The sequence below is a fragment of the Micromonospora yangpuensis genome (assembly GCF_900091615.1).
In the GTDB taxonomy this organism is placed as follows: Bacteria; Actinomycetota; Actinomycetes; order Mycobacteriales; family Micromonosporaceae; genus Micromonospora; species Micromonospora yangpuensis.
Genome location: NZ_FMIA01000002.1, coordinates 6,486,133 through 6,499,829, shown reverse-complemented (window position 1 = coordinate 6,499,829; position 13,697 = coordinate 6,486,133). Strand labels below are relative to the sequence as shown.

At 71.1% G+C, this 13,697-nt stretch carries 12 protein-coding genes and 2 pseudogenes; all 14 read right to left on the bottom strand.

What is annotated here, in order from left to right; all coding sequences use genetic code 11:
• Window positions 1-772 (bottom strand): LCP family protein (locus tag GA0070617_RS29480; RefSeq protein WP_483308350.1); only part of this gene is annotated, 772 nt, incomplete at its 3' end.
• Window positions 773-847: 75 nt separating this feature from the next.
• On the bottom strand, window positions 848-1,000 hold the full coding sequence (locus tag GA0070617_RS31950) for a hypothetical protein (protein ID WP_244891695.1): 153 nt from the start codon (window positions 998-1,000) through the stop codon (window positions 848-850).
• Window positions 1,001-1,002: 2 nt separating this feature from the next.
• Window positions 1,003-1,491, bottom strand: coding sequence for an LCP family protein (locus GA0070617_RS31945; protein WP_244891694.1), 489 nt, complete (start codon window positions 1,489-1,491; stop codon window positions 1,003-1,005).
• Between the two features lie 794 nt (window positions 1,492-2,285).
• Window positions 2,286-3,505 (bottom strand): annotated as a pseudogene (locus tag GA0070617_RS29470) (LCP family protein).
• 77 nt (window positions 3,506-3,582) lie between these two features.
• Entirely contained in the window at window positions 3,583-4,560 is a 978-nt protein-coding gene (locus GA0070617_RS29465) for an NAD-dependent epimerase/dehydratase family protein (protein ID WP_091432290.1), read from the bottom strand.
• Window positions 4,561-4,705: 145 nt separating this feature from the next.
• Window positions 4,706-6,382 carry a solute symporter family protein gene (locus tag GA0070617_RS29460; protein ID WP_091432286.1) on the bottom strand — a complete coding sequence of 559 codons (1,677 nt, stop codon included), beginning with the start codon at window positions 6,380-6,382 and terminating at the stop codon, window positions 4,706-4,708.
• On the bottom strand, window positions 6,379-6,726 hold the full coding sequence (locus GA0070617_RS29455) for a DUF485 domain-containing protein (RefSeq protein ID WP_091432283.1): 348 nt from the start codon (window positions 6,724-6,726) through the stop codon (window positions 6,379-6,381). Before GA0070617_RS29455 ends, GA0070617_RS29460 begins: the two co-directional genes overlap by 4 nt.
• A 438-nt stretch (window positions 6,727-7,164) precedes the next feature.
• Window positions 7,165-7,719 (bottom strand): annotated as a pseudogene (locus tag GA0070617_RS29450) (flavin reductase family protein); the annotation flags it as partial.
• A 6-nt stretch (window positions 7,720-7,725) separates the two neighbouring features.
• Window positions 7,726-8,241: an SRPBCC family protein gene (locus GA0070617_RS29445; protein WP_091432277.1), complete on the bottom strand. Its 516-nt coding sequence runs from the start codon at window positions 8,239-8,241 to the stop codon at window positions 7,726-7,728.
• A gap of 47 nt (window positions 8,242-8,288) precedes the next feature.
• The gene (locus tag GA0070617_RS29440) at window positions 8,289-8,945 is read right to left on the bottom strand and encodes a hypothetical protein (RefSeq protein WP_091432274.1); all 657 of its coding nucleotides are present in this window, start codon (window positions 8,943-8,945) and stop codon (window positions 8,289-8,291) included.
• A 47-nt stretch (window positions 8,946-8,992) separates the two neighbouring features.
• The gene (locus tag GA0070617_RS29435; RefSeq protein ID WP_373868332.1) at window positions 8,993-10,699 is read right to left on the bottom strand and encodes an ABC transporter permease; all 1,707 of its coding nucleotides are present in this window, start codon (window positions 10,697-10,699) and stop codon (window positions 8,993-8,995) included.
• Window positions 10,684-11,448, bottom strand: coding sequence for an ABC transporter ATP-binding protein (locus GA0070617_RS29430; protein ID WP_091432269.1), 765 nt, complete (start codon window positions 11,446-11,448; stop codon window positions 10,684-10,686). The genes GA0070617_RS29435 and GA0070617_RS29430 overlap by 16 nt, the downstream gene beginning before the upstream one ends.
• Window positions 11,449-11,594: 146 nt before the next feature.
• Window positions 11,595-13,235: a sodium/solute symporter gene (locus tag GA0070617_RS29425; protein ID WP_091445657.1), complete on the bottom strand. Its 1,641-nt coding sequence runs from the start codon at window positions 13,233-13,235 to the stop codon at window positions 11,595-11,597.
• A 1-nt stretch (window position 13,236) separates the two neighbouring features.
• The gene (locus GA0070617_RS29420) at window positions 13,237-13,641 is read right to left on the bottom strand and encodes a DUF485 domain-containing protein (protein ID WP_229688271.1); all 405 of its coding nucleotides are present in this window, start codon (window positions 13,639-13,641) and stop codon (window positions 13,237-13,239) included.
• Window positions 13,642-13,697 lie beyond the last annotated feature (56 nt).

The window sequence follows — 13,697 nt, the reverse complement described above, 5'->3', positions numbered from 1 at the left end:
CGCGGCGCAGGTCGGTCTGGCCGGCCCGCTCCAACATCGCCCGCAGGAGCTGCTGCTGGTGGTGCTGCCGGTCGTAGTCGCCCCGGGGCAGGTCGTAGCGCTGCCGGACGTAGTCCAGCGCCTGCCGGCCGTCCATCTGCTGGCAGCCGGGGCGGAAGACCGTGCCGGTGTGGATCGAGCGGACCTCGGTGTCCACGCACATCCGGACCCCGCCGAGCAGGTCGATGACGGTCCGGAAGCCGGCGAAGTCGATGAGCGCCGCGCCGTCGAAGCGCAGTCCGGTGAGCCGGGTCAGGGTCGCCGACAGCAGCCGGGCACCCGGTTGACCGCCGCCGCCGTGTTCGTACGCGGCATTGATCTTGTCTTCCCCACCGGTGAAGCCGCCGCCGGGTGGGATCGTGACCAGCAGATCCCGGGGTACGGAGATCAGGTACGCCTGGCGCAGCCCGGCCGGCACGTGCACGATGAGGATGCTGTCCGAGCGCTGCGCGGGGTTGTCGTCGCCGGGTCGCCGGTCGGAGCCGACGAGCAGGTAGTTCAGCGGGCCGTCGAGGCTGGTGCCGTCGAGCCGGGCGGTCGGGTCGAGCAGCTGCTCCCGGAGCACCGTCCGTTCGTACCGGTCGCCGAGCAGGCGCAGCCCGACGACCGCGACCCCGGCGAGCAGGACCAGGACGAGCCCGGCGCCGAGTAGGATCCGCGCCCAGCGGGGCGCCCGTCGTCGCCCGGCCCGGCGCCGGGGTCCGGTCTGTGCCGCCCTGGACGTGGCGCCCACCTCCGTAGCCTGACGTGAATACCTCTCACGTCAGGCTACGGAGACGTCCTGCCTGATCAGTGGCGTTCGGGGAAACTACTTCCGGGTGGAGAGCATCGCCGGGTTGGTGTAGATGAACTCGCCCAGCTCGTCCCTGCGTACCGCCTGGAACATCTCCAGGGTCTGCGGGCTGAGCGTCTCCCGGCCGTTGGCGTTGCCGTGGAAGTTGCCGCCGTTGGTGCGCAGCATGGTCAACTCGTTGCCGGTGACCCCCGCATGGTGAAGACCAGGTCGGGCAGGGAGGCCTTGCCGGTGTCGAGGATGAACGCCTTGCCGGCCGCCTTGGTCAGCTGTTGCAGCTTGACCGGGTTGGAGAGGATGCCCTTCTCGGTGGCCTTACGGGCCATCGCCTTGATCAGCTGCTGCTGGTTCTGCTGGCGGTCGTAGTCGCCGTTCTTCAGCCCGTAGCGCTGCCGGGAGTAGTCCAGCGCGGCCCAGCCCTCCATCTCCCGGCAGCCCTTCTTGTGCACCACCGGGGTACGGGCCTTGCCGGTCTTCTTCGCGTCCGCGTTCCACATCGGCTTGTCGTCCACGTACGACATGTGGGCCGACTTGACCTCCTGGCTGACGCAGATCCGCACGGTGCCGAGGGCGTCGATGACGCTCTTGAAGCCGCCGAAGTTGATGATCGCCGCGCCGTCGAAGCTGACCCCGGTCATCTTCTTGATCGTCTGGGCCATCAACTGGGCCCCGCCCTCCCAGCCGCCGCCGTTGCGGGCGCCGCCTGGAAGGCCGCGTTGATCTTGTCGGTGCCGCCGGGGTAACCGCTCTTGCTGAACTCCGGGATCTCCGCCTCGGTGTCCCGGGGATGGAGATCAGGTACGCCTGGTCGTGGCTGGCGGGGATGTGCAGCACGATGATGCTGTCCGCCCGGACGTCGTCGGCGGCCCAGCGCTCCCGGGCGTCCACCCCTAGCAGCAGCATGTCGATCGGACCCTCCAGGCTCTCCCCACCCTCGGCGTCGGACTTGCCCGCCTCACCGAGCAGGTTGCGCTGGGCGATGCTCCCGGTGCCTGGCTGATCACGGCCTTGCTGCCGGCCAGGGCCGCTCCGCTGGTCACCATCAGCACCGCGCCGACCACGACGGTGATCCGGCCCAGAGCGGGTCCTTGCGACGGCGCTTCTTCGCCGGCTTCGGCGGGTCGCCAGGGGCTTCCCACCGCCGGAACGCTGCGACGGGATGGCCGCCGAGCCTTGGCGGCCGCGCTCGGATGCGTCGATGCCGAGGATCGACGGCGGGTCTGAACCGGCATGCGTGCTCCAGTTCGCGTGATAAGAGGGAGGGATCACTTTACGGATCCGGGCCCCTCGTGGCGAGTTCCCCGGCGGCAATCTGCCGTGTTCTTCCTGCTCGCCTCAATTAACTGGCCGAACGTACCGACGGATACGACCGGTCGGTGACCGGTGGCGCGGCGCGCACCCACGGTCACCGACCGACGATGACGTCTGTCGAAACGAATTCGAAACGGAACCGTCAACTACCGCCCGAGTCGGCGGGCTTCTCGTTGGCCTGCACCCACTCGGCCATGGTGTCCGCGGTGATGGCCTGGTACATCGCCAGAGCCTTCTCCCGGTCGGAGACCACCACCGACTCGCCGTTGATGGTCTCGCTGCCCGCGTGCGGGCTGGTCACGAAGGTGAGGTTCTCGCCGCGCAGATTGCGGAACTGCAGCGCCATGTCGGCCAGGGAGAAGCCCTGGTCCACGGTGACCGCGTCGGTCGTCGCCCGCAGGAACGCGTTCAGCTTGGGCGGGTTGGTCAGGGTGCCCGAGCTGGCGGCCTTGTCCATCAACGCGCGGAGGAACTCCTGCTGGTGACGCATTCGGGCGAAGTCACCGTCCGGGAACTGCTTGCGCTGCCGGATCCAGTCCAGGGCCTCGGCGCCGTTCATGTGGTTGGTGCCCTTCTCGAAGGTCCGGAACGGCTTGTGGATCGAGGTGGTGGTCCGCTCGACCTTCAGGTCGACCCCACCGAGGGCATCGGTGACCTGCTTGAAACCGGCGAAGTCGATGGCCATCACGTGGTCCAACCGGACATCGGTGAAGCACTCCACGGTGCGTACCGCCAGCGGCAGTCCACCGAATGCGAAGGCCGCGTTGATCTTGCCTCGGTTGCCCGATCCGCACTCCGCGTTGGCCGCCTCCGGGATCGGCACGTACAGGTCCCGGGGAATGGAGACCAGGTAGGCGGAGCGGTGGTCGGAGGGAATGTGCATCACGATGATCGTGTCGGCCCGCCACTTGCTCGCCTCTTCGACCGGGGCGTCCGGGTCCCGGGAGTCGCTGCCGACCAGCAGGATGTTCAGCGCACCGTCCACGGTCTTCGCCGGCCGGCCGCCGGTGATCTCGGAGAACGGGTCGGTGCGGGCCAGGTCGCTGTTGAGGCTGCGGGTGTAGAACCACGCCCCGCCCCCGCCGACCAGCGCCAGGACCAGCACGACCACCCCGACCACCAGGACGCCGCGCCGCCAGCGCGGCTGCCGACCGCGGGGGCGGGGCCGGCCGGTCCGTCGGGTTGACGTGGCCCGCCCGGCCCACCCGGGCCGGCGCCCGCCGGGCCGTCGTCGTGCGACGGGTACCACTGGGCGGCCGGCCGGGACCGGCCGGCGCCCCGGGCCGGGCCGGGGACCGACGCGCGCCCGGCACCACGGTGCAGGTACGGAAGCGAATCACCGGCTGAGCTGGTCGCTGACATGTAACTCAGGGTACGTAGCGCGCGCCAGTATTGCCCTCAGGCGATGTACAGGTTGGCCTCGGCGAGTGTCGCGCCGGTCACCCCAGTCGCTGACGGAAGTGCTCGATGGTCCGCCGCAGCCCGTCCTCCGGGCCCACCGTCGGGGCGTATCCGAGCAGTTCCCGGGCGCGGGTGAGGTCCGGTCGGCGCTTCTCCGGATCGTCGGCACTCCGAGTGACGTAGGTCACCTCGGAGCTGCTGCCGGAGAGTGACACGATCAACTCAGCCAGTTGCCGCATGGTCAGCTCGTGCTCGGTGCCGCAGTTGACCGGGCCGGTCTCGGTCGAGTCGAGCAGCAGCAGGATGCCCCGCACCAGGTCGTCGACGAAACAGATCGAGCGGGTCTGGTTCCCCGTACCGTGCACGGTGATCGGCTCACCGCGCAGCGCCTGGGAGATGAAGGTGGGGATGGCCCGACCGTCGTCCGGGCGCATCCGCGGCCCGTACGTGTTGAAGATCCGGACGATCGCCGCGTCCAGCCCCCGGTACCGGTGGTAGGCCATGGTGGCCGCCTCGGAGAACCGCTTGGCCTCGTCGTAGACGCTGCGTACCCCGATCGGGTTGACGTTGCCCCAGTACGTCTCCGGTTGCGGGTGCTCCAGCGGATCGCCGTACGCCTCGCTGGTGGAGGCCATCAGGAACCGGGCACCGTCGGCGACCGCGCGCTCCAGCAGGTGCAGGGTGCCGACCGAACCGACCCGCAGGATCTCCACCGGCAGGGTGGCGAAGTCGGTCGGGCTGGCCGGCGAGGCCATGTGCAGGATGGCGTCGAAGCGCTCGGCCAGGGCCGGGTGGTCGGTCGGCAGCCCGTCGGAGATGTCCGCCTCGACCAGCGTGAAGCCCGGCCGGTCGACCAGGTGGGCGACGTTCTCCTTGGACCCGGTGACGAAGTTGTCGAGCACCACCACCGCGCAGCCCCGGGCGACGAGCGAGTCGACCAGGTGCGACGGCACGAAACCGGCCCCCCCGGTGACGAGGACACGATGACCGGTACCGAAGCGCGGAGCAACCTTCATACCCGCACCCTACCGATAAAGGAAGGGCCCCCTGTTAACGCCTGGCGTATAGCAGGGGACCCCTCTCACCGTCGGCTCGAGTGGCGCGGACAGGGTGCCGGTGAACTGCGACCGGCGGGCCGGCCGGGGCGCGGCCAGGTCCGGCTCAGTGCGCGCCGGCGCCGGTAAGCGAGCGCACCTCCAACTCCGCGTACTTGTCCTCGTCGTGCTCCTTGGAGATGACGGTGCCGATCCAGCCGCAGAGGAAACCGAACGGGATGGAGAGGATGCCCGGGTTGGACAGCGGGAACCACTGCCAGTCGTGATCCGGGAACATCGCCGTCGGCGCGCCGGAGACCACCGGTGAGAAGAACACCAGCAGCACCGCCGCCAGCAGACCGCCGTAGATCGACCAGACCGCGCCCGAGGTGTTGAACCGCTTCCAGAACAGGCTGTACAGGATCGCCGGCAGGTTGCCGGAGGCGGCCACCGCGAAGGCCAGCGCCACCAGGAAGGCCACGTTCAGGTTCTGCGCGAAGATCGACAGTACGATGGCGACCGCGCCGATGACGAAGGCCGAGATCCGCGCGACGTTCACCTCCTGCCGCTCGGACGCCTCGCCCCGCTTGATCACGTTGGCGTAGAAGTCGTGCGCCAGGCTGGACGAGGAGGCCAGGGTCAGCCCGGCCACCACCGCCAGGATGGTGGCGAAGGCGACCGCCGCGATGATCGCCAGCATGGCCGCGCCACCGATGTCCCCGCCGAAGAAGTCGATGCCCAGCCGCTCGGCGAGCTGCGGCGCCGCCGTGTTGCCGGCCTTGTCCTGCGCGACGATTGCCTCGCTGCCGACCAGCGCCGCCGCGCCGAAGCCGAGGGCCAGGGTGAACAGGTAGAACGTGCCGATGATGCCGATCGCCCAGAGCACGCTCTTGCGGGCGGCCTTGGCGGTGGGCACGGTGTAGAACCGGATCAGGATGTGCGGTAGGCCGGCCGTGCCGAGCACCAGCGCGATGCCGAGCGAGAGCAGGTCCACCTTGTTGTAGAACGTCTGCGTCGCGTTGCCGGCGACCTCCACGCCGTACCGCAGCCCGGGTTCCAGGAATGCGGTGCCCTGACCCGACGAGGCCGCCGCGTCGCCGAGCAGCGCGGAGAGGTTGAAGTTGTACTTGGCCAACACCAGGATGGTCATCAGCAGCGTGCCACCCATCAGCAGCACCGCCTTGACGATCTGCACGTAGGTGGTGCCCTTCATCCCGCCGACCGTGACGTAGATGATCATCAGTGCGCCGACCAGCACGATCGTGGCGACCTTGGCGGTGTCGGCGCCCATGCCGAGGAACGTGGTCCCCGGCCGGATGCCGAGCAGCAGCGCCACCAACGCGCCCGCCCCGACCATCTGGGCCAGCAGGTAGAAGATCGACACCGTGATGGTGGAGACCGCCGCCGCCGTCCGCACCGGACGCTGCCGCATCCGGAACGCCAGCACGTCGGCCATGGTGTACCGGCCGGAGTTCCGCAGCAGCTCCGCCACCAGCAGCAACGCGACCAACCAGGCGACCAGGAAGCCGATCGAGTAGAGGAAGCCGTCGTAGCCGTACAGGGCGATCAGGCCGGCGATGCCGAGGAACGAGGCGGCCGACATGTAGTCGCCGCCGATGGCCAGACCGTTCTGGAAGCCGGTGAAGGACCGGCCGCCGGCGTAGAAGTCCGTCGCCGTCTTGGTCTGCCGGCTGGCCCAGATGGTGATCGCCAGGGTGCCGGCCACCAGCAGCAGGAACAGCGTGATGGTCAGCGTACGGGCGGTACCACCGCCGCTGGCCTCCGCCGCGAAGAGTGCGCTCACGACTCACCTCCGGTGAGCTCGCCGCGGATCTTGTCGGCGATCGGGTCGATCTTCCGGTCGGCGTACCGCGAGTAGAACCAGGCGATCAGGAACGTCGAGACGAACTGGAGCAGGCCGAAGATCAGCGCCACGTTGATGTTGGTGCCGAACAGTTTCGTGCCCATGAAGCCCCGGGCGTACGCGGAGAGAATGACGTAGAGCGCGTACCACAGGAAGAACGCGACGGTCATCGGGAAGACGAAGCCGCGCAGCGCGCGACGCAACCCGGCGAACTCGTCCGACCGTTGTACGGCGAGGTACCGCTCGGGCCCGTGGGGGGCCGAAGCGGGTGTGTCCGTGGACATCTGTGGATCACCACCTTCACAGGCGTGGGGGTTTGGGCGACCGTAGGAAGCGCACCGCCCTACCGGATAGGCCCAGATCGGTACCGGTCGACGGCTGCGCCGAACGGCCGACTAGCTGCGCCCAGTGACCCACGTCACCCCGCCGAACGGTCCCCCCCGTGCAAGGAAGGGCCCCTTGTTAACGCTTCCGGTATAGCAGGGCACCCTTCTCACCTCGCCGGCTCATCCCCCGCCCGCCGCCGAACGTCAGCCCCCGCAGCCCGCAGCCCGCAGCCCGCAGCCCGCAGCCCGCAGCCCGCAGCCCGCAGCCCGCAGCCCGCAGCCCGCAGCCCGCAGCCCGCAGCCCGCAGCCCGCAGCCCGCAGCCCGCAGCCCGCAGCCCGCAGCCCGTTGCTGGGCGGGTGACGGCGGCAGGCATGTCCGATGCTGTCGAGGGCGGTCAGTCCTTCAGGGTGTGGTAGCGGCCTCGGTAATGCAGCAGGGGTGCGGTCTCCTCGGCCAGTTCCACTGTCTCGATCGTGGCCTCCACCAGCAGGCCCCAGCCGTATTCGCGGGCGACGTCCAGGCGGCACCCCGCCCAGCCACCGGCGTCGGCCGGCACCGGCCCGTACGACGTTTCGGTCCACTCGCCGGTGGCGAAGAGGCCACCCGGGGCCGGGAAGAGGCCGGCGAAACGGTCGGCGAGTTGCCGGTGTGGCGGGCCCAACTGGGCAACCGCGAACCGACCGGAATCCTCGACCGCCGCCCACAGGTCCGACTCCGGATCGATCAGCCCGAGCAGCCGGTTCGGCTCGCCCTCGGCGACCAGCGTGGACGATACGGTCAGCCCGGCCGGGCCGGGCGCCGTCCAGAGGGTGACCGGGGCGGCCAGCCGCCCCCGCAACCGCCGGACCGGCGAGCGGTCACCGACGGGTACGGCGAAGGGGTCGGTGTGGTGGATCTCGGCACCCGGCTCATGATTCACGTGAAACATTGTGCCGCGCCGGACTGGGGCACGAAGCTAACCGTGACTCTCCGGCTGTTGAGCGGGCCCGGAGAGGGATTCCCGGGCGGCGGCGAGCACCTGCTCGTCGGCGCAGCCGGCGGCGTACCCGGTGATTCTCCGGCGGATGTCCCGGCCGAGCAGCCAGACCCCGACCCGGTCGGCGATCGGGCGCAGGAACGCCGGCCGGCAGCGGAAGCTGTACCGCCAGGTGGCGAGCGTGGTGTCCGGTTCGGGGCCGGGGGCGAACCGCCAGCCACCGGCGAACATCTCGAAGAACCACGGCCCCCGGATCATCTTCATCCCGACGTTGGTCGGCGGGGCGAAGGAGACGTACTCGCTGACCATGGTCAGCCCGTGCCGGGAGCGGGTGAAGGTACGCACCCCCTTGCCGGGGCGGGTGGCACCGTCGACGAAGTGCTGTTCCCGGACGAAGGGATCCCAGCGGTACCGCACCGGCGCGACCGTCTGCGACACGGCGAAGGCCAGCTCGGGGGCCACGGGAACGGTGATCACCGACTCGACGACAGGCATCGCCCCATTGTGCGCCCGCCACCCATGGCCGGCCCGAGCGAGTCGGCTCAGCCGCCGGTGCCCTCCGGGGCGTGGTCGGGGGTGAAGGCGCCGCCGTCCTGACCGGTGTCGAGGTAGACGTGCTGGTGGCCGTGGCCCGCGTCGATGTTGATCTGGTCGAGCTGGGTCGCGGCCACCGACCAGGTGGTGGCGGCGAGGGTCGCCTGCCGGACCGCGATGTCGGTGAGCGCCTTGCGGTTGGCCGCCGGTGACTCCGCCGCCAGGGCGTACGCGTCCACCGCCACGGCGGCCTGGTCGACGGCGCTGCGCAGCCCACCGCGGGCGACGTTGGTGGCGGTGCTGCCGGACGGCGGGTTGGCGAACGGCTCGGCGACCGTACGCATGGTCTGCTGCCACTGGCGGGCCTGCGCCGGGTCGGGTGCCGGTCCGTCCGGCCGCAGCGCGGTGAGGATGGGCGAGAGCTGGTCGCGGGTCTGCCGGGCCAGCGCGGTGAGGTCGGCGATCTGCTGTACGTCGCGTTCGGTCTCGGCGCGTCGCAGGTCGGCGATGCTGGCCTCGGTGGCATCCGGTCGTCCCACGCCGTAGCCGATGCCACCGCCCAGCAGGACCGCCGCCGCGACGAGCCCCACGCCGACCGCGACGAGACGTCGCCGGTTGTCGGGGCGGGCCAGCAGGTAGGAAGGCTTACCGGTCCGGCGCGACATCGTGCCTCCTCGATCCGCCAGTCGATGGGGATGGAGTGTACCCATCCTCAGCGGCGTGGGGTCACCGTCGCGAGCAGCTCCGGCATCCGGCGGTCCAGAACGTCTCCGGCCAGGTACGCGCCGAGCCACGCCGCGCCCACCCCGTACGCCACGCCGACCGGTAGCGCGAACCAGTACCAGGCGTCGCCGAGCAGGACGGCGGCGACCAGCATCGGGATCGCCACGACCGCCGAGACGATCATCGACACCAGGGTGAGCATGCTGCGGGCGATCCCCGCGCCGGTGTTCATCGCGAACGGGTTGCTCGTTTCCGGCAGCGAGTACGCGCCCAGCACCGACAGGAAGGAGTTGACCGCCAGCCCGCCGCCGTAGGTGGCGAAGAGGACGCCCAACGTCAGGCCGATCCAGGCCGGCTCACCCAGCACCAGCACCATGACGGCCGAGAGCGCCCCCAGCAGCGGCACCACGTAGGCCGAGAAGGCCACCATCCGGGCCTGCAACTCGACCCGGCCGGGCACCCCGGCGACCACGTTCGCCGCGTACGCGCTGCCGTCGAAACCGAACTGGTTGGCGAGCGTCACCGCGGCCAGCACCCCGACGAAGACCATCGACACGCTTGCCGTCAGCGGTGAGGTCGGACCGGCGGAGCTGAACCCCTGCTCGCTGTCGAAGACGAAACCGGCGCCGCCAACGTTGATCATCACCGGCACGAAGATCCCGACCATCACGAGGGTGATCAGGTTGGCCCGGCGGCGGGCGTCCCGCCACCAGTACCGGCACTCGCGGGCCACCAGCGCACCGAACCGGGTCCGCCCGAGCCAGCCCAGCGGCCGGGGAAACAGCCGGGCCACGGCGGTGCCGGCCGGGCCACGGCGGGCCGGGGCGGCACCGGCGCTGGCCGTACCGGTCATCGCCGACTCCAACGACCGGGACCACCAGAGCAACAGTGCCGCGACGCTCACCCCGGTGATCAGCAACTTCAGCGCGGCGGCCCAGGCCCGTCCCTCGGCCACCTCGATGCCGGCGCTCCACGGTGCGCCGAGCGGGGTCCAGCCGACCACCCGGGCGATCCCCAGCAGCCGGTCCCAGTCCGCGTCGCGTAGCGCGGCGGTGAGCGCGAGCTGGATCGGGGCGAGCATGGCCGCCAGCACCGCGAGCAGGACGGCCGCCAGGTCACGGACCCGACGGGACCGGAGCATGGTGGCGAACGCGCTGGTCAACGCCCGACTGCCGGCGACGCAGAGCAACAACCCGGAGAGCACCCCGAGTACGCAGACCACGGCCGCCGCCCAGCCGCCGAGCAGGCCGGCGGTGAGCACCAGCCCGGCGAACGCGACAAGCGCCGCCACCATCGGCACGCTGACCAGGGCGGCGGCGCAGAGCCCGGTGACCAGGGTCCGCCGGCTCAGCGGCAGCAGCGCGAACCGGGCCGGGTCGAGCGTCTCGTCCACCCCGAAGAAGACCAGCGGCAGGACCAGCCAGCCCAGGGTCACCAGGCCGCCGCCGAGCGCACCGGCCAGGATCGCGTACCGGCCGCCGTCGGCCAGGCCGGGCGCGGCGAACAGGAAGAAGCCACCCACCGCGAACCAGAGACCGAAGAACACCCCGAGTACGAACAGCGCCACGCGCCAGCTCTGGCCTCGGAGATTGTTCCTGGTCACCCGCAGCTTCAGCCGGACGAAGTGTCGGGCCCGGACCGGCCGGAGGTGTTCGGTGGGCGCGACGACCGGCGGGGTGGTCACCGGGACAGCCACGCCAACTCCTCACCCGTCGCGGTCCGACCACCGACCACCTCGACGAAGACGTCCTCCAGCGCCCGGCCGGCGCGTACCTCGTCGATGGTGCCGACCCGCTTGATCACCCCGTCGGCGAGGATCGCCACGTGCGAGCAGAGCCGCTCGACGACCTCCATGACGTGGCTGGAGAAGACCACCGTCCCGCCACCGGTGACGTACCGGTGCAGGATGTCGCGGATCAGCGCGGCGGAGACCGGGTCGACCGCCTCGAACGGCTCGTCCAGTACCAGCAGCCGGGGGCCGTGCAGCAGCGCGCAGGCCAGGCCGATCTTCTTCTTCATGCCGGCCGAGTAGTCGACCACCAGCGTCCGGCCGGCGTCGCCGAGCGCGAGGACGTCCAGCAGCTCGGCCGCGCGCCGGTCCACCACCGCCGGGTCCATGCCGCGCAACAAGCCGTGGTACGCCAGCAGCTCCGCCCCGTCGAGCCGGTCGAAGAGGCGTACCCCGTCGGGCATCACGCCGAGTAGTTGCTTGGCGCGTACCGGGTCGGTCCAGACGTCGTACCCGAGCACCTGGGCCTGGCCACCGTCGGGGCGCAGCAGGCCGACGGCCATCGACAGGGTGGTGGTCTTGCCCGCGCCGTTCGGGCCGAGCAGGCCGTAGAACGACCCGGTCGGCACGTCCAGGTCGACGCCGGCGACCGCCACCTTGCTGTCGAACCGCTTGACCAGCCCGCGCAGCGCGAGCGCCCGGTGCTCCTCAGTCATGCCTGCGACCCTAGCCCGCGACCGCCACCGGCTGATCCCGCCGCGGTACGACCTGTGTCTCCTCCCCAGGCAGGAGCTTCGTCCGCCCCGGTGGGCGGTGAGAGGGGTGCCCCGCTATACGAAAAGCGTTAACAGGGGGCCCTTCCTTACAGGCGGAGGGCTTCGGGGGTGTGGAGGCGGAGCATGATGGTGGCGACGTCGGTGGGGGCATGGCGGCGGGTGAGCATCGACACCGCGATCATCACCGAGAAGGCCAGCGGCACCGTCCAGGCGGCGGGCTGGGCGACGAGCGTGGCCGGCCAGCCCGACAGCGGTGGGCCGAGCACGGTGACCAGGGCGGCGGTGATCGCCGCGCCGCCACCGGCGAGCACTCCGGCGGTGGCGCCCAGGTCGGTCAGGCCGCGCCACCAGATGCCGAGCACCAGCAGCGGGCAGAAGCTGGACGCGGCTACCGCGAAGGCCAGCCCGACCACCTGCGACACGTCCAGCCCGGAGACGTTCAGCGCCAGCGCGGCCGGGATCCCACCGGCGATCACCGTGGCGAGCCGGAAGTCGCGCACCGAGCCGCGGCCCAGCACGTCGGTCCAGATCACCCCGGCGACGCTGGTGAGCAGGCCGGACGAGGTGGAGAGGAAGGCCGCGAACGCCCCGGCGGCGACCAGCGCGGCGAGCAGCCGGCCGGTGGTGCCGTCGCCGAGGGCCGCCCCGGGCAGCAGCACCACCACGGCGTCGGTCTCTCCGCTGACCAGCAGTTGCGGGGTGTAGATCCGGCCGAGTACCCCGTACAGGGTGGGTAGCAGGTAGAAGACGCCGACCAGGGCCAGCACCACCAGGGTGGTCCGGCGGGCGGCGGCCCCGTCCGGGTTGGTGTAGAACCGCACGAGCACGTGCGGCAGGCCCATGGTGCCCAGGAACGTGGCCAGGATCAGCGAGTAGGTGGCGAAGAGTCCCCGGTCGTCGTCCCCGGCGGCGCTGGGCAGCAGCCAGTCGGCGGCGCTGGTGGCGGTGCCGGTGATCTCGGGTACCGGGTCACCGGCGGCGAAGGTCAGCTCGTCGCCGGGGCGTACCTGCCGGGTGTCGCCGTCGGGCAGGGTGAGGGTCGCGCGGTGCTCGACCACGACGGTGGTCGCGGTCCGGAACGTCGGCCCGTCGGGCGGGGTCACCGCGGGGCGGGCGTCGGCCTGCCACTGCAACGCCAGGAAGATCACGGGTACGGCCAGCGCGGTCAGCTTCAGCCAGTACTGGAACGCCTGGACGAAGGTGATCGCCCGCATCCCGCCGAGCGCCACGTTGGCGGTGACCACCACCGCCACCAGCAGCGCCCCCACCGGGTACGGCGAGCCGGTGAGCGTGGCCAGGGTGAGCCCCGCCCCCTGCAGCTGCGGCACCAGGTACAGCCACCCGATGAAGATCACGAAGACGGTGGCCAGGGTACGCAGCCGACGCGAGCCCAACCGCAGCTCGCAGAAGTCCGGCAGGGTGAACGCGCCGGAGCGGCGCAGCGGTGCGGCGACGAAGAGCAGCAACGCCAGGTAGCCGGCGGCGAAACCGACCGGGTACCAGAGCACGTCCACGCCGTACTTGAGGACCAGCCCGGCGATGCCGAGGAAGCTGGCCGCCGACAGGTACTCCCCGCCGATAGCGGCGGCGTTCCAGGTCGGGCTGACCGACCGGGAGGCGACCAGGAAGTCGGAGGTGGTCCGGGCCAGCCGCAGCCCGTAGAAGCCGATCCCGACGGTGACCAGGGTGACCGCCACGATCGCCGGTACCACGTAGACGTTGCCCACCTCAGCGCTCCGGCCGCTGCACCAGGTGGGTGAAATCCTGCTCGTTGCGTTCGGCCAGCCGCACGTACACCCAGCCGACGGCGATCAGGAACGGAAAGGACACCACCCCCAGCAGCAGCCACGGCAGGTTGACGCCGAACAGGGTGGCCCGCCCGATCGACGGGGCGATCGCGAAGAGCAGCGGCAGCCCGCCCAGCCCGATCGCCACCACCAGCGACATCCGGACGGCCAGCGCGAGCTGGGCCCGGACCAGGCCCCGGACCAGCGCCTCGCCCACCCGGGTCTGCTCGGTCAGCTCGGCCCGGGTCCGGTCGGCGGCGGTGTCGCTGCGCACCACCTCGGCGAGCACGACACGGGTCCGCCCGGTCGGTTCCGGTCGCCGGGGTGCGGGGATGGGTGCGGCCACTGACGCAGTCTCACCGCCCGCCCCCGTTTGTCAAGGCCCGCTCGTCGGGGTTGGCC